Source organism: Erwinia sp. 9145 (genome assembly GCF_000745075.1).
GTDB lineage: Bacteria > Pseudomonadota > Gammaproteobacteria > Enterobacterales > Enterobacteriaceae > Erwinia > Erwinia oleae.
Window position 1 is genome coordinate 3509373 of record NZ_JQNE01000001.1, and the last position, 14321, is coordinate 3523693.

General features: G+C 50.4%; 23 protein-coding genes. 4 read left to right on the forward strand and 19 right to left on the reverse strand.

Features of this window, described 5'->3' with window-relative positions; genetic code table 11:
- Positions 1 to 82 precede the first annotated feature (82 nt).
- The 4 genes from dalD (at position 83) to FA91_RS16580 (ending at position 5021) form a co-directional block, all read left to right on the forward strand.
- Positions 83 to 1453 carry a D-arabinitol 4-dehydrogenase gene (dalD, locus tag FA91_RS16565; protein ID WP_034917443.1) on the forward strand — a complete coding sequence of 457 codons (1371 nt, stop codon included), beginning with the start codon at positions 83 to 85 and terminating at the stop codon, positions 1451 to 1453.
- 65 nt (positions 1454 to 1518) lie between these two features.
- Complete coding sequence (locus FA91_RS16570) at positions 1519 to 2478, forward strand: substrate-binding domain-containing protein (RefSeq protein ID WP_034917445.1); 960 nt, start codon at positions 1519 to 1521, stop codon at positions 2476 to 2478.
- A gap of 45 nt (positions 2479 to 2523) precedes the next feature.
- Positions 2524 to 4023 (forward strand): sugar ABC transporter ATP-binding protein, encoded by a 1500-nt coding sequence (locus tag FA91_RS16575; RefSeq protein ID WP_034917448.1) that lies wholly within the window; start codon positions 2524 to 2526, stop codon positions 4021 to 4023.
- 119 nt (positions 4024 to 4142) lie between these two features.
- A complete protein-coding gene (locus tag FA91_RS16580) occupies positions 4143 to 5021 on the forward strand; it encodes an ABC transporter permease (RefSeq protein ID WP_231566815.1) in 879 nt (292 codons plus the stop codon).
- Here FA91_RS16580 and FA91_RS16585 read toward each other — a convergent pair.
- The 19 genes from FA91_RS16585 to rplX form a co-directional block, all read right to left on the reverse strand.
- Entirely contained in the window at positions 5004 to 5216 is a 213-nt protein-coding gene (locus tag FA91_RS16585; RefSeq protein WP_034917453.1) for a ribosome alternative rescue factor ArfA, read from the reverse strand. The two genes, FA91_RS16580 and FA91_RS16585, sit on opposite strands and share 18 nt — an antisense overlap.
- Positions 5217 to 5270: 54 nt before the next feature.
- Positions 5271 to 5693 (reverse strand): Zn(2+)-responsive transcriptional regulator, encoded by a 423-nt coding sequence (gene zntR, locus FA91_RS16590; protein WP_034917456.1) that lies wholly within the window; start codon positions 5691 to 5693, stop codon positions 5271 to 5273.
- Positions 5686 to 6063 carry a DUF1992 domain-containing protein gene (locus tag FA91_RS16595; protein WP_034917459.1) on the reverse strand — a complete coding sequence of 126 codons (378 nt, stop codon included), beginning with the start codon at positions 6061 to 6063 and terminating at the stop codon, positions 5686 to 5688. The genes zntR and FA91_RS16595 overlap by 8 nt, the downstream gene beginning before the upstream one ends.
- A gap of 109 nt (positions 6064 to 6172) precedes the next feature.
- Complete coding sequence (gene rplQ / locus FA91_RS16600; RefSeq protein WP_003850180.1) at positions 6173 to 6559, reverse strand: 50S ribosomal protein L17; 387 nt, start codon at positions 6557 to 6559, stop codon at positions 6173 to 6175.
- A 40-nt stretch (positions 6560 to 6599) separates the two neighbouring features.
- On the reverse strand, positions 6600 to 7589 hold the full coding sequence (gene rpoA / locus FA91_RS16605; RefSeq protein WP_034917462.1) for a DNA-directed RNA polymerase subunit alpha: 990 nt from the start codon (positions 7587 to 7589) through the stop codon (positions 6600 to 6602).
- Positions 7590 to 7614: 25 nt separating this feature from the next.
- Complete coding sequence (rpsD, locus tag FA91_RS16610; RefSeq protein WP_034917465.1) at positions 7615 to 8235, reverse strand: 30S ribosomal protein S4; 621 nt, start codon at positions 8233 to 8235, stop codon at positions 7615 to 7617.
- 32 nt (positions 8236 to 8267) lie between these two features.
- Positions 8268 to 8657, reverse strand: coding sequence for a 30S ribosomal protein S11 (gene rpsK / locus FA91_RS16615; protein ID WP_034899652.1), 390 nt, complete (start codon positions 8655 to 8657; stop codon positions 8268 to 8270).
- 16 nt (positions 8658 to 8673) lie between these two features.
- Positions 8674 to 9030 carry a 30S ribosomal protein S13 gene (gene rpsM, locus FA91_RS16620; RefSeq protein WP_034917468.1) on the reverse strand — a complete coding sequence of 119 codons (357 nt, stop codon included), beginning with the start codon at positions 9028 to 9030 and terminating at the stop codon, positions 8674 to 8676.
- A 135-nt stretch (positions 9031 to 9165) separates the two neighbouring features.
- Complete coding sequence (gene rpmJ / locus FA91_RS20625; protein ID WP_020322760.1) at positions 9166 to 9282, reverse strand: 50S ribosomal protein L36; 117 nt, start codon at positions 9280 to 9282, stop codon at positions 9166 to 9168.
- 32 nt (positions 9283 to 9314) lie between these two features.
- Positions 9315 to 10646 carry a preprotein translocase subunit SecY gene (secY, locus tag FA91_RS16625; RefSeq protein ID WP_034917469.1) on the reverse strand — a complete coding sequence of 444 codons (1332 nt, stop codon included), beginning with the start codon at positions 10644 to 10646 and terminating at the stop codon, positions 9315 to 9317.
- A gap of 7 nt (positions 10647 to 10653) precedes the next feature.
- Positions 10654 to 11088 (reverse strand): 50S ribosomal protein L15, encoded by a 435-nt coding sequence (gene rplO, locus FA91_RS16630; RefSeq protein WP_034917471.1) that lies wholly within the window; start codon positions 11086 to 11088, stop codon positions 10654 to 10656.
- Between the two features lie 3 nt (positions 11089 to 11091).
- Positions 11092 to 11271, reverse strand: coding sequence for a 50S ribosomal protein L30 (gene rpmD, locus FA91_RS20825; RefSeq protein WP_024966590.1), 180 nt, complete (start codon positions 11269 to 11271; stop codon positions 11092 to 11094).
- Positions 11272 to 11276: 5 nt separating this feature from the next.
- Entirely contained in the window at positions 11277 to 11777 is a 501-nt protein-coding gene (rpsE, locus tag FA91_RS16640; protein ID WP_013204121.1) for a 30S ribosomal protein S5, read from the reverse strand.
- Between the two features lie 14 nt (positions 11778 to 11791).
- Positions 11792 to 12145, reverse strand: a complete 354-nt coding sequence (gene rplR, locus FA91_RS20830; protein ID WP_034917473.1) for a 50S ribosomal protein L18 — start codon at positions 12143 to 12145, stop codon at positions 11792 to 11794.
- Between the two features lie 9 nt (positions 12146 to 12154).
- Complete coding sequence (rplF, locus tag FA91_RS20835; protein ID WP_034917475.1) at positions 12155 to 12688, reverse strand: 50S ribosomal protein L6; 534 nt, start codon at positions 12686 to 12688, stop codon at positions 12155 to 12157.
- Between the two features lie 11 nt (positions 12689 to 12699).
- Positions 12700 to 13092, reverse strand: a complete 393-nt coding sequence (gene rpsH, locus FA91_RS20840; protein WP_034917477.1) for a 30S ribosomal protein S8 — start codon at positions 13090 to 13092, stop codon at positions 12700 to 12702.
- 33 nt (positions 13093 to 13125) lie between these two features.
- The gene (rpsN, locus tag FA91_RS20845) at positions 13126 to 13431 is read right to left on the reverse strand and encodes a 30S ribosomal protein S14 (protein ID WP_034917480.1); all 306 of its coding nucleotides are present in this window, start codon (positions 13429 to 13431) and stop codon (positions 13126 to 13128) included.
- Positions 13432 to 13444: 13 nt separating this feature from the next.
- On the reverse strand, positions 13445 to 13984 hold the full coding sequence (gene rplE / locus FA91_RS16665) for a 50S ribosomal protein L5 (protein ID WP_034917482.1): 540 nt from the start codon (positions 13982 to 13984) through the stop codon (positions 13445 to 13447).
- Positions 13985 to 13998: 14 nt separating this feature from the next.
- Positions 13999 to 14313: a 50S ribosomal protein L24 gene (gene rplX, locus FA91_RS16670; protein ID WP_034917484.1), complete on the reverse strand. Its 315-nt coding sequence runs from the start codon at positions 14311 to 14313 to the stop codon at positions 13999 to 14001.
- Positions 14314 to 14321: the final 8 nt, after the last annotated feature.

Consider the following 14321-nt stretch of genomic DNA (forward strand, 5'->3'; position numbering starts at 1 on the left):
TCTTTTCAAGGGCAATTATTCAACTAGTCTTTGCGCAGACAAAAGCCCTTTTAGTGGGCGAAAGTTTACTCAGGAGAACAGTATGGCTGCGCAGATCTATCAATGGTTACACATTGGCTCCGGCTCGTTTCATCGTGCTCATCAGGCCTGGTATCTTCATCGCCTTCTGCAACAGAGTGAAAACGGCGATACCCGATGGCACATCGCCCTTGGCAATATTCGCGATGATGCCAATGCGCTTCTGAACGCGCTTGAGAAACAGAATGGCGAATACGTATTGGAAACCGTTTCCCCGGCGGGCGAGCGCGAATATGAAAAGATCACCTCGATCAAAAAAATTGTACCCTGGGATGACAGGCTTACGGCCCTGATTGCCGCAGGCAGCGCGCCTGAGACGAAAGCGATCTCGTTTACTGTGACCGAAGGCGGTTACTATCTTGATTCGCATCTCACGCTGGAGAAGGCTAATAAGGATATCGCGCACGATCTTGAAGGCGGCGTATGTACTATTTACGGTGCCATTGCCCATATCCTGCAACGCCGGATGGAAGACAATGTTGGCCCGGTAACGCTGCTCTGCTGCGACAACGTCAGGCACAACGGGCAACGATTTCATGACGGGCTGGTGCAGTTTCTCACGCTGCGGCAGCAGGACGCGCTGCTGAAGTGGCTCCCTGGCGCGGTCACTACGCCAAATACCATGGTCGACCGCATTACGCCGCGTCCTTCGGCTGATATTGCGCCACGTGTGAAAACCGCGCTGGGCATCGATGATGCCGCACCGGTGATGGCCGAGTCCTTTATTCAGTGGGTAGTTGAGGACAAGTTTGCCGCAGAACGTCCCGCGCTGGAAAAAGTGGACGTCGAGCTTGTTGATAACGTTGATGCTTATGAAGAAGCCAAAACGCGTATTCTCAACGCCAGCCACAGCGCAATCGCCTGGGCCGGCACGCTTGACGAGCTCGCTTATATTGATGAAAGCACGAACGTCGAAGCCATTCGCCAGCTGGCCTGGGACTACGTGACGGAAGATGTTATCCCCTGCCTGACGCCTTCCCCGCTGGATTTGGCGGAGTATCGTGACGTCGTGCTTGAGCGCTTCAGTAATCCACATATTAAAGATACTAACCAGCGCGTCGCGGCCGATGGCCTTTCCAAAATTCCTGGTTTCATCACACCAACGCTTATTACTCGCTACGAGCAGGGTGCCGTTCCCCGCGCCTGCGCCAAACTGCCTGCGCTGTTTTTTCTCTTTATGCGCCGCTGGCACGAAGGCTCGCTGCCTTACAAATATGAAGATGGCATTTTGAACGAGCAGGCAGTGCATGCCTGGTATACCAGTGAGGATCCGGTTAAGGCGTTCGCCAGCGATAAACCCCTTTTCTCCTCACTGGCAGGCAAGCCTGAATTTATTCAGTTACTGCGCGAAACCATAAAAGAGTTAGAACGCTAAAACAAACACCTCTGAATTATAAAGACAAACAGTCAGTTGCCCCTACACCATAGAGAGGATTCAAAATGAAAAAGCTGTTAGTGAGCATCCTGTTAGCCAGCGCCGCTACATCAATATCTGCCAGCGCAGCCGACCAGATCAAAGTTGGTTTCGCTAACCGTACGCTCAACGGCGCATTTTTTAATGGATTGACGGAATATATGAAAATCCATGCAAAAGAAAAAGGCTATGCGCTTATTACTACCGACGCACGCGGCGACCTCAATAAGCAAATCGCCGACGTGGAAGATATGTTATCGCAGGGTATTAATTATCTGGTACTGAATCCGCAGGATCCGGAAGCCGGACAACGCATCGTCAAAATGGCCGAGCGCGCAAAAGTGCCGGTGGTGATTATCGATAGCGATATCTCTCTTAAAGCGAAGGTGGTTACCCGCGTGCAGGCAAATAACGCGGAGAACAATAAACAACTGGGTGCATTTGCGGTCAGTCAGTTTGGCGATAAGCCAATGAACTGCGTGTTGATCAGCGGTAATACCGGCAACCTGGTCGGTCAGGCGCGTAGCGATAACTTCCTGAAAGGCGTGCGCGATGCACAACAGAAAAAGTATGGTCATGAGCAGCTGAAAGTGCTCAGCCAGGGCTGGGGTAACTGGGATCAGGCAGGCGGCCTGAAGGCAATGGAAGATTTGATCGTCGCGCAGGGAGATAAAATGAACTGCGTTTACAGCGAAATGGACGATATGGCGCTGGGCGCTATTCGTGCGCTGAAGGCGGCGAATAAGCTGGATCAGGTGAAGGTATATGCGCACGACGGTTATAAAAAAGGTCTGGAAGCCGTTAAAAAAGGTGAACTTCAGGCCACAGCCTCAAATAACCCTGACCTGCTGACGCGCGATACGCTGAACATTATTCAGCAGTATCAGGGCGGTAAAAAAGATTTCCCTCCGTATAGCTATATACCGACCATTGTTATCACTAAAGACAACGTTGATAAATATTACAACGCCGACGCGATATTCTGATGCTTGTGCCCCCTCTGCGGAGGGGGATATCAATGAGGGCGAAATGTGAATCAGTTTGCAATTGACGTTCAGCAGGTAAAAAAAAGCTTCGGTGGTGTGCATGCGCTGAAGTCAATTAATCTACAGGTATTTCCTGGCACTATTCACGCCATCATCGGTGAAAATGGCGCGGGCAAATCCACTCTGATGAAAATCCTGTCCGGGATCTATACCAAAGATAGCGGAAAAATATTCATCCATGGGGAAGAGAAAAACTTTACCTCACCTGCCCACAGTAAAGAGAGCCGGATTGGTATTATTTATCAGGAACTGGCATTGGCCCCTGATTTAACCGTCGCGGAAAATATTTTTCTGGATGATTTAGGCAGGGGCAGCGGCGTCGTGCACTGGAGAAAGCTGAACGAGCGTGCTGCGACCATTCTGGATGAGCTGGGCTTCCCCATCGACCCGCGCAGGCGCACCGGGGATCTGAGCATTGCCTATCAGCAGATGGTTGAAATTGCCAAATCTCTGGCGAAAGACGTCAATATCCTGATCCTTGATGAGCCTTCCGCTGTGCTCTCGAATAAAGAAGTTGCTATTCTTTTCAGTCAGTTACGCAAGCTTAAAGCGCGTGGCGTCACCATCATATACATTTCTCACCGTCTTGAAGAACTGATGGCAATAGCCGATGAGATCACGGTGATCAAAGATGGCGAAACCGTCGCCACGCTCGATCCTCTTCACTGTAGCGAAGAGGATATTATTACCAGCATGGTGGGTCGCAAACTGGAAAGCCTTTACCCCGAAAAAAGCATTCCCGGTGAAGAGGTGGTGTTGGAAGTAAAGGATCTTTCAACGCGAACGTTGCTGAAAAATATCAATCTGACGCTGCGTAAAGGTGAAATTGTCGGACTGGCCGGATTAATTGGTTCAGGCCGTACTGAAATCGCCCGCTGTCTGTTTGGTATCGACAAAATGTCTGCCGGTTCCGTATTTAAAAACGGAAAAAAGATTGTTATCGACAATCCTTCACAGGCGATGGCCCACGGCATTGGACTGGTGCCGGAAAGTCGTAAAGAGCAGGGAGCGATTCTGGCTCGTCCAATTCGTGAAAACATGACGCTGTCAAACCTGAAGGTAATCAGTCGTCTGATGGGCTTTATTCATCGACGCCACGAACAGCAGGTCAGCCAGTCGCTGCGTCAGAAGCTGAACATCAAACTCGGCTCGGTTGAAGATACTATCGCCAGCCTCAGCGGCGGTAATCAGCAGAAAGTGGTCATCGCCAAGTGGCTGAACACCAACTGTAACATCCTGATCCTTGATGAACCGACGCGCGGCGTGGATGTCGGTGCCAAAATGGAAATCTACAACATCATTCATCAGCTAGCAGAGCGCGGCTATTCCATCCTGGTTATTTCGTCAGAAATGATTGAAGTCATCAACCTGAGCCATCGCGTTTATGTGATGAGTGAAGGCCAGATGACTAAAGAGCTGTCGGGCGACGAAATATCTGAACAAAACATCATGCGTTACGCCATTCCCAAACGTAACGCAGCATAAAACTAAGGGTTTAAAAGATGCAATCGATCACGAAAGAAACGGACAGCCCTGGCGTTTCCTCCCGAAAAAATATCGGCCGCTTACTTCTGGATAACTCCACCATCGTGGTGTTTATTTGTATGCTGATTATCGCGGCCTTTCTGTCCGATCGTTTTTACAGTGAAGACAACATCACCAACGTACTGCGTCAAAGCGTGCCATTAGGGCTGGCGGCACTCGGCATGCTGTTCGTCATTCTTACGGGAGGAATCGACCTTTCCATCGGCTCAATTATGGCATTCGTCTCGGTCGTGGTTGGCCTGATGATCCCTGATATTGGTTTGTGGCCAGCGCTGGTAGCGGGCCTGGGTATGGTGACGCTGATGGGCGCCTTTTCAGGGATATTAGTGACCTGGTTTAATATTGCGCCTTTTATCGCTACCTTAGCGATGATGACCATTGCACGCGGACTGGCGCTAATCATTGCCGATGGGCAGCCCGTGTTTATCGATAACGATGCCTTTGTTAATTTCGGCACTGGCTATTTTCTTGGCATCCCATTACCTGTTTATGTCTTACTGGGTTTCGCGATTTTATTTCAGCTGGTTTATAAAAACTCGGTATTCGGCCGCCTGGTGATCTCGATCGGCTCAAATGAAATGGCCACGCGCTTTGCCGGGATCCGCGTGAATACTTACAAGCTGGCCGTTTATGCCATCAGCGCATTCGCCTGTGGGCTGGCGGGAATAATTTCAGCCACGCGTACCGGCGTGGGCTCGCCGGTGCTCTCCATCGGTTTTGAACTGGACGTTATTGCTGCGGTCGTGGTTGGCGGCGCCAGCCTGGCCGGTGGCCGCGGAAACGTGATAAATACCCTGATTGGCGTTTTTATTCTGAGTATGATCTCTAACCTGATGAACCTGATGAATATTTCCGGCTACAATCAGCAGGTTGTAAAAGGCGTCATCATTATCATTGCTGTAATGGTGGAGAGCCTTAAATCACGCACTCGCGCTTAGCGCCCTTCTGAAAAAAAGGCCAGTGGTAAAGCTGACTTTACCGCTGGCCTCCCGGCTGGCATGTTTGTCTTTACGTCGATAGCTTCCCTTTCCTTTCTTATTTACCTCAATTCTTGTCTTAAACAATGGGTCATGTAGCAGCGCTTCAAGCGCGTTGTCACGAATAGCCCCTTTTTTATGCTGATAGCGCGTCACGATTTTCTCCTGAATGGTTGACGTTGGAAAATATAAAAGCAAAGCCTGATCAACTCAACGTGTTTCATCACTGAGTGAACCTCTTTCGAGCGCTTCCAGGATGGAACAATAAACGCTACTGTGTGCCGTACCGCAGCAGGCATCATTAAGCCGCTTCAGCGAGCGTTGCATATGCTGCAATTCGGCAATCATTGCCTCCACCTCCAGCAGACGGCTTTGCACAATAGATTTAGACTCCTGACAGGTATGATGTTCAGGATCAACCCGGATCGACAGCAGCTCACGTATTGCTTCAAGACTGAAACCCAACTGCCTGCCATAGCGAATAAACTTCAGCCGCTGAAGATCGTTGTCACTGTAAAGGCGGAACCCGCCTTCAGTACGAATTTCATGATCCATCATCTGCTGCTTTTCATAGTAGCGAATGGTATCTGGCGTGACCTCCGCCATTCTGGCAAGCTGCCCGATTTTATACATCATTTTTTCCCTCAATTTGCTCAGTTAGCCGACGGCGATATTCACCATGCAGAAAATCGGTACGCATTCCCGCCTGTTGCAGCTTTATTTCAAGCAGCCGTAGTCGTTTCGTATGTTGCTGATAGTCGCTATCATCCGGTGCCAGACCGTTCAACATGCGCTCCAGTTCAACCGCCTCGCGACGCATTTCCAACTCCGGCGGCAAAAAACCTGAGTTTTTTAGCAAGCGATAAGCCGTCCGCAGTTCTGGAGGAACATGGCTGTCATCATCCAACGTCAGCGGCTTGCCGCTTCCGGGCAGATCGCTCAGATCGCCCTTCCTCTGCGCTTCGGCAATCTGCTGTTCAACAAGCTGGTCGATTAACCACATAGTTAGCTCATGTTGGGAGTGAATAATTAAGAGTAACGCGCGGAGAGGGTATGGGGGAAGACAGACATAAAAAAACCGGGCAAGCCCGGTTTTTTCAATTAACAGCAGATTACTCTGCTGCTGCTTCTGCTTGAGCTTCTGGACGATCAACCAGCTCGATGTAAGCCATCGGAGCGTTGTCACCAGCGCGGAAGCCACACTTCAGAATGCGAGTGTAACCACCAGCACGGCTCGCGAAACGCGGGCCCAGCTCGTTAAACAGTTTTGCCACGATCTCGTTATCACGAGTGCGGGCGAATGCCAGACGACGATTAGCTACGCTGTCGGTCTTGGCAAGAGTAATCAGCGGCTCAACTACACGACGCAGCTCTTTCGCTTTTGGCAGGGTCGTCTTGATGATTTCATGACGAACCAGAGAACCAGCCATATTGCGGAACATAGCCTGGCGATGGCTGCTGTTGCGGTTCAGTTGACGACCACTCTTACGATGGCGCATGACCTTATCCTTCTCAGTGAAACCTTAACCTGTGATCGGGTTATTCATCAGCAATGCTAGCTGGCGGCCAGTTTTCCAGGCGCATGCCCAGAGACAGACCACGAGAAGCCAGCACGTCTTTAATCTCAGTAAGAGATTTTTTACCAAGGTTAGGCGTTTTAAGCAGCTCAACCTCAGTACGCTGTACCAGATCACCGATGTAGTGGATAGCTTCTGCCTTAAGGCAGTTAGCAGAGCGGACAGTCAATTCCAGATCGTCAACAGGGCGCAGCAGGATCGGATCGAATTCTGGTTTCTCTTCTTTAACTTCCGGCTGACGTACATCACGTAAGTCAACGAAAGCTTCAAGTTGTTCTGCCAGGATGGTAGCCGCACGGCGGATCGCTTCTTCAGGATCAATAGTGCCGTTGGTTTCCATTTCGATGACCAGCTTGTCCAGGTCGGTACGCTGTTCTACACGCGCAGCTTCAACATTGTAGGCAATACGCTCTACAGGGCTGTAGCACGCGTCGACCAACAGACGGCCGATCGGGCGCTCATCTTCTTCCGAATGAATTCGGGCAGACGCCGGCACATAACCACGACCGCGCTGAACTTTGATACGCATGCTGATAGCCGCGTTCTCATCGGTCAGGTGGCAGATCACGTGCTGCGGCTTGACGATTTCGACATCACCATCATGGGTGATATCGGCTGCAGTCACAGGGCCAATGCCAGATTTACTCAGAGTAAGAATAACTTCATCTTTGCCCTGAACTCTTACCGCCAGCCCTTTCAGGTTGAGCAGGATTTCCAGGATATCTTCCTGTACGCCCTCTTTGGTGCTGTACTCGTGCAGTACACCATCAATTTCAACCTCGGTCACCGCGCAACCCGGCATTGATGAAAGCAGAATACGGCGCAGTGCGTTACCAAGAGTATGGCCAAAGCCACGCTCTAAAGGCTCAAGGGTCACCTTGGCGTGCGTCGAACTCACTTGCTCGATATCTACCAGGCGCGGTTTTAGAAACTCTGTCACAGAACCCTGCATTGTGTCCTCTCTTAAAACTCAAGCCTTATTTAGAATAAAGCTCGACGATCAGGTGTTCGTTAATGTCCGCAGACAGATCGGTACGCTCAGGCTTACGCTTGAACACGCCTTCCATCTTAGTGGCATCAACTTCCAGCCAGGTTGGCTTTTCACGCTGTTCAGCCAGCTCAAGAGCGGCTTTCACGCGAGACTGCTTTTTGGCTTTCTCACGGATGCTAACAACGTCATTCGGAGTTACCTGATAAGAAGCGATGTTAACAACGCGTCCGTTTACCATGACAGCTTTATGGCTAACGAGCTGACGTGATTCAGCGCGCGTCGCACCAAAGCCCATACGGTAAACAACGTTGTCCAGACGACCTTCCAGCAGAGCTAACAGGTTTTCACCGGTGTTGCCTTTCAGACGTGCTGCTTCTTTGTAATAGTTACGGAACTGACGCTCCAGCACGCCGTACATACGACGAACTTTCTGCTTTTCACGCAACTGTACGCCATAATCAGACAGACGCGGTTTACGCGCACCGTGCTGACCAGGAGCTTGTTCAATCTTACACTTGGTATCAATCGCGCGAACGCCAGACTTCAGGAAGAGGTCTGTACCTTCGCGACGGCTCAGCTTGAGCTTAGGACCCAAATATCTTGCCATTTTCTTTCTCCAACATTCCTAAAAAACGGGCGTTATACGCGACGTTTTTTCGGCGGACGACAACCGTTGTGAGGGATCGGAGTCACATCAGTAATATTTGTGATGCGGAAACCAGCAGCGTTCAGAGCACGAATCGTAGATTCGCGGCCCGGACCAGGACCCTTTACCATAACTTCCAGGTTCTTAATACCGTACTCTTTCACGGCATCAGCGCAGCGCTCAGCAGCAACCTGAGCTGCAAACGGCGTTGATTTACGAGAACCACGGAAACCGGAACCACCGGCTGTTGCCCAACCCAACGCATTACCCTGACGATCGGTAATAGTCACGATGGTGTTGTTAAAAGACGCATGGACATGAGCCACACCGTCAGAGACTTGCTTTCTTACACGCTTGCGTGCACGAACTGGTGCCTTTGCCATTATTCAATTACCCCGATTATTTCTTGATCGGTTTACGCGGACCCTTGCGGGTACGTGCGTTGGTCTTGGTACGCTGACCGCGAACCGGTAGACCACGACGATGGCGTAAACCACGATAGCAACCAATGTCCATAAGACGCTTGATGCTCAGGGTAATTTCACGACGCAGATCGCCTTCGACAACAAACTTAGCAACTTCGTCACGCAGAATGTCGATTTGCTCTTCAGACAGCTCACTGATCTTAACATTTTCAGCGATACCCGTTGCCGCACAGATAGCCTGTGAGCGGGTTTTGCCGATACCGTAAATCGAGGTTAAAGCGATAACAGTATGTTTATGATCAGGAATGTTAATGCCTGCTATACGGGCCACTATGCACTCCTACTATTTAAATATGCGTCCCATGCCGAAAAGCCCGTTTTCAGGATACTCAAATGGGAACACATAGACATACAAAAGATTGGCTGGCTAATCTAGCCAGCTCAACCCGACTTTGCAAGAAAAATATTAGCCCTGGCGCTGTTTATGCTTAGGCTCGGCGCTGCAAATCACACGTACGACACCGTCGCGGCGAACGATTTTGCAGTTACGACATAATTTCTTGACGGAAGCACGAACTTTCATTTTTACTCTCCGTAACTTCTCAAGCGCCTGAATTAACGACCGTAGCCTTTCAGGTTAGCTTTTTTCAATGCAGACTCGTACTGACTGGACATCATCAGAGTTTGCACTTGAGCCATAAAGTCCATGATGACGACCACTACAATCAGCAGCGAGGTGCCGCCAAAGTAAAATGGCACTTTCATCGCATCACGCATGAACTCCGGGATCAGGCAAATAAAAGTAATATACAACGCCCCAATTAAGGTCAGGCGCGTCATTACTTTATCGATATACTTCGCCGTTTGTTCTCCCGGACGAATTCCTGGCACGAATGCACCAGACTTCTTCAGGTTATCTGCTGTTTCACGCGGGTTGAAAACCAGCGCTGTATAAAAGAAACAGAAGAAGATGATTGCAGTCGCATAGAGTAACACATAAAGCGGTTGACCAGGCTGCAAATACATTGAAATCGTAGACAGCCAGTTCCAACCGGTTCCGCCCCCGAACCATGACGCGATGGTTGCTGGAAACAGAATAATACTGGAAGCAAAGATTGCCGGGATGACTCCCGCCATATTCACTTTCAGCGGTAAATGTGTGCTCTGCGCAGCATAAACACGACGGCCTTGCTGACGTTTGGCATAGTTCACCACAATGCGGCGCTGACCACGCTCAACGTAAACAACGAAGAAGGTCACTGCAAATACGAGAACTGCAACCAACAGCAACAGGAGGAAGTGCAGGTCGCCCTGCCGCGCTTGCTCGATGGTATGGCCAATGGCCGGCGGCAGACCCGCAACAATACCCGCGAAGATTATGATGGAGATACCGTTGCCGATACCTCGTTCAGTAATCTGTTCACCCAGCCACATCAGGAACATTGTTCCGGTAACCAGGCTGACAACAGCGGTAAAGTAGAAGGCAAAGCCTGGGTTCATCACCAGGCCCTGCATTCCCGGCATATTCGGTAAACCGGTAGCAATACCGATTGACTGAAATATCCCTAATACCAACGTACCGTAACGGGTGTACTGGCTAATCTTACGACGGCCAGCCTCCCCTTCTTTCTTTATTTCTGCGAGGGCGGGATGAACCACCGTCAGCAGCTGGATAATAATCGAAGCCGAAATATACGGCATAATACCCAGAGCAAAGATAGAAGCACGGCTCAGAGCACCACCAGAGAACATGTTAAACATTTCAATGATGGTGCCACGCTGTTGCTCAAGCAGTTTGGCAAGTACAGTGGCATCGATACCAGGGATCGGAATAAAAGAGCCAATGCGGAAAACAATCAGCGCGCCAATTACAAACAGAAGTCTGCGCTTGAGCTCACCTAACCCACCTTTGGCACTTTGAAAATCTAATCCCGGTTGCTTTGCCATCTGCTACTTATTCCTCAATTTTACCGCCAGCAGCTTCGATTGCAGCACGAGCGCCTTTAGTGACACGCAGGCCGCGAATCGTTACCGGAGTAGAAACTTCACCAGACAGAATCACTTTCGCGAACTCAATCTGGATACCGATAATGTTTGCTGCTTTCAGCGTATTCAGGTCGACGACGTCGCCTTCAACTTTAGCCAGGTCAGACAGACGAACTTCTGCCGTAACCATTGCTTTACGAGAGGTAAAACCGAACTTAGGCAGACGACGGTACAGAGGCATCTGGCCGCCTTCGAAACCGCGACGTACGCCACCGCCAGAACGAGAGTTCTGACCTTTGTGACCACGACCGCCGGTCTTACCGAGGCCAGAACCAATACCACGGCCCAGACGTTTCGGCGCGTGCTTAGACCCTTCGGCCGGAGACAGAGTATTTAAACGCATCTGTTACTCCTCCACTTTAACCATGTAGGAAATCGCGTTAACCATACCGCGTACAGCAGGCGTGTCTTCACGCTCAACGGTGTGGTTAATACGACGCAGACCCAGGCCAAGCAGCGTTGCCTTATGTTTCGGCAAACGACCGATCGCACTGCGGGTTTGAGTAATTTTGATAGTCTTAGCCATGGTCATTACCCCAGAATGTCTTCAACGGATTTGCCACGCTTGGCAGCGACCATTTCTGGGGAATTCATGTTACCCAGGCCATCCAGCGTTGCACGAACCACGTTAATCGGGTTAGTGGAACCGTAGGCTTTAGCCAGAACGTTATGAACCCCAGCAACTTCCAGGACGGCGCGCATTGCACCACCGGCGATAATACCGGTACCTTCAGAAGCTGGCATCATGAACACGCGAGAACCCGTGTGAACACCTTTAACCGGGTGTTGCAGGGTGCCGTTGTTCAGCGCGACGTTAATCATGTTGCGACGGGCTTTTTCCATCGCTTTCTGGATCGCTGCTGGTACTTCACGCGCTTTACCGTAACCAAAACCGATGCGACCATTGCCATCGCCTACCACTGTCAGCGCAGTGAAGGAGAAAATGCGACCACCTTTAACGGTTTTCGATACGCGATTTACCGCGATCAGCTTTTCCTGCAGTTCGCCAGCTTGTTTTTCGATGTGTGCCATCTTACACCTCTACCTTAGAACTGTAGGCCAGCTTCACGGGCAGCATCTGCCAGTGCCTGGACACGACCATGATATTGGAAACCAGAGCGGTCGAAAGAAACACCTTTGATGCCTTTTTCGATTGCGCGCTCAGCAACTGCTTTACCAACAGCGGCTGCGGCGTCTTTGTTTCCTGTGTACTTCAGTTGCTCACTGATTGCTTTTTCTACTGTAGAAGCAGCAACCAGAACTTCAGAACCGTTTGGAGCAATTACCTGTGCGTAAATATGACGCGGGGTACGATGTACCACCAGGCGAGTTGCACCCAGCTCTTTGAGCTTGCGGCGTGCGCGGGTCGCACGACGGATACGAGCAGATTTCTTATCCATAGTGTTACCTTACTTCTTCTTAGCCTCTTTGGTACGCACGACTTCGTCGGCGTAACGAACACCCTTGCCTTTATAAGGCTCAGGACGACGGTAGGCGCGTAGATCGGCTGCTACCTGACCAACCAGCTGCTTATCGGAGCCTTTCAGCACGATTTCAGTCTGTGATGGACATTCAGCAGTGATACCCGCTGGCAACTCATGATCAACAGGGTGAGAAAAGCCCAGGGCCAGATTCACCACATTGCCTTTTACGGCTGCACGATAACCTACACCAACCAGCTGAAGCTTCTTAGTGAAGCCTTCGGTAACACCGATAACCATACTGTTCAGTAGTGCACGAGAAGTACCTGCCTGCGCCCAACCGTCTGTGAAACCTTCGCGCGGAGCGAAAGTCAGAGCGTTGTCAGCATGCTTCACTTCTACAGCATCATTGAGCGTACGAGTCAGCTCGCCGTTTTTACCTTTAATCGAAATAACCTGACCGTTGAGTTTTACCTCTACGCCGGCAGGAATGACGACAGGTGCTTTAGCAACACGAGACATTCTTTCCTCCGTTAAGCTACGTAGCAGATAATTTCGCCACCAAGACCAGCCTGGCGCGCTGCACGATCGGTCATAACACCTTTAGAGGTAGAAACAACAGCGATACCCAGTCCTGCCATAACTTTTGGCAGATCGTCTTTGCGTTTGTAGATACGCAGACCTGGACGGCTAACACGCTGAATGCTTTCCACCACAGCCTTGCCCTGGAAATACTTAAGAGTCAGTTCCAGTTCTGGCTTGATGTCGCCTTCGATTTTAAATTCTTCAATATAACCTTCTTCCTTCAGCACGTTGGCGATTGCCACTTTCAGCTTGGAGGAAGGCATGGTGACCGCAACTTTGTTCGCGGCTTGACCGTTACGGATACGGGTCAGCATATCCGCGATCGGATCTTGCATGCTCATCTGTCTTTACTCCCGTGATTCAATTGGTGACAATTACCAGCTAGCCTTTTTCAGACCCGGAATTTCACCGCGCATGGCGGCTTCACGGACCTTGATACGGCTCAACCCGAACTTCCGCAGGAAAGCGTGCGGACGACCAGTTTGACGGCAGCGGTTACGCTGACGAGACGGGCTGGAATCACGCGGCAGAGTCTGCAGCTTAAGAACAGCATCCCAACGTTCTTCGTCGGATGAGTTCACACTAGAGATAATGGCTTTCAATTCCTCGCGTTTAGCGCGATATTTTTCAGCCAGTTTTACGCGAACGACTTCGCGTGCTTTCATTGATTGCTTTGCCATCAGTAACCCTGCCTTACTTGCGGAACGGGAAGTCAAAGGCAGCCAGCAGAGCACGGCCTTCATCGTCAGATTTCGCAGTAGTGGTAATGGTGATATCCAAACCACGGACGCGATCGACTTTGTCGTAGTCGATTTCTGGGAAGATGATCTGCTCGCGAACGCCCATGCTGTAGTTACCACGACCGTCGAATGACTTAGCGGACAGGCCACGGAAGTCACGGATACGTGGAACAGCAATAGAGATCAGTCGCTCGAAGAACTCCCACATGCGTTCGCCACGCAGAGTTACTTTACAGCCGATCGGATAGCCCTGACGGATTTTGAAGCCTGCAACAGATTTGCGTGCTTTGGTGATCAACGGTTTTTGACCGGAGATTGCTGCCAGGTCTGCTGCTGCGTTATCCAGCAGTTTCTTGTCAGCGATCGCTTCACCCACACCCATATTCAGGGTGATCTTCTCGACCCGAGGGACTTGCATGACAGAATTGTAGTTAAACTCTGTCATGAGTTTATTAACTACTTCGTCTTTGTAGTAATCATGCAGTTTCGCCATCGTACTACTCCAAATTACTTGATAGTTTCGCTATTAGACTTGAAGAAACGGACTTTTTTGCCGTCTTCGAACCTAAAGCCTACACGGTCAGCCTTACCGGTTGCAGTGTTGTAAAGCGCAACGTTGGAAACCTGAATAGCAGCTTCTTTTTCAACGATGCCGCCTGGTTGGTTCAGAGCCGGAACAGGCTTCTGGTGCTTCTTAACCAGGTTGATACCTTCAACAATGATTTTGCCGGAAGACAGAACATTTTTTACTTTACCGCGTTTACCTTTGTCTTTACCGGTAAGCACAATAACTTCGTCATCGCGACGGATTTTAGCTGCCATTTTTCGCT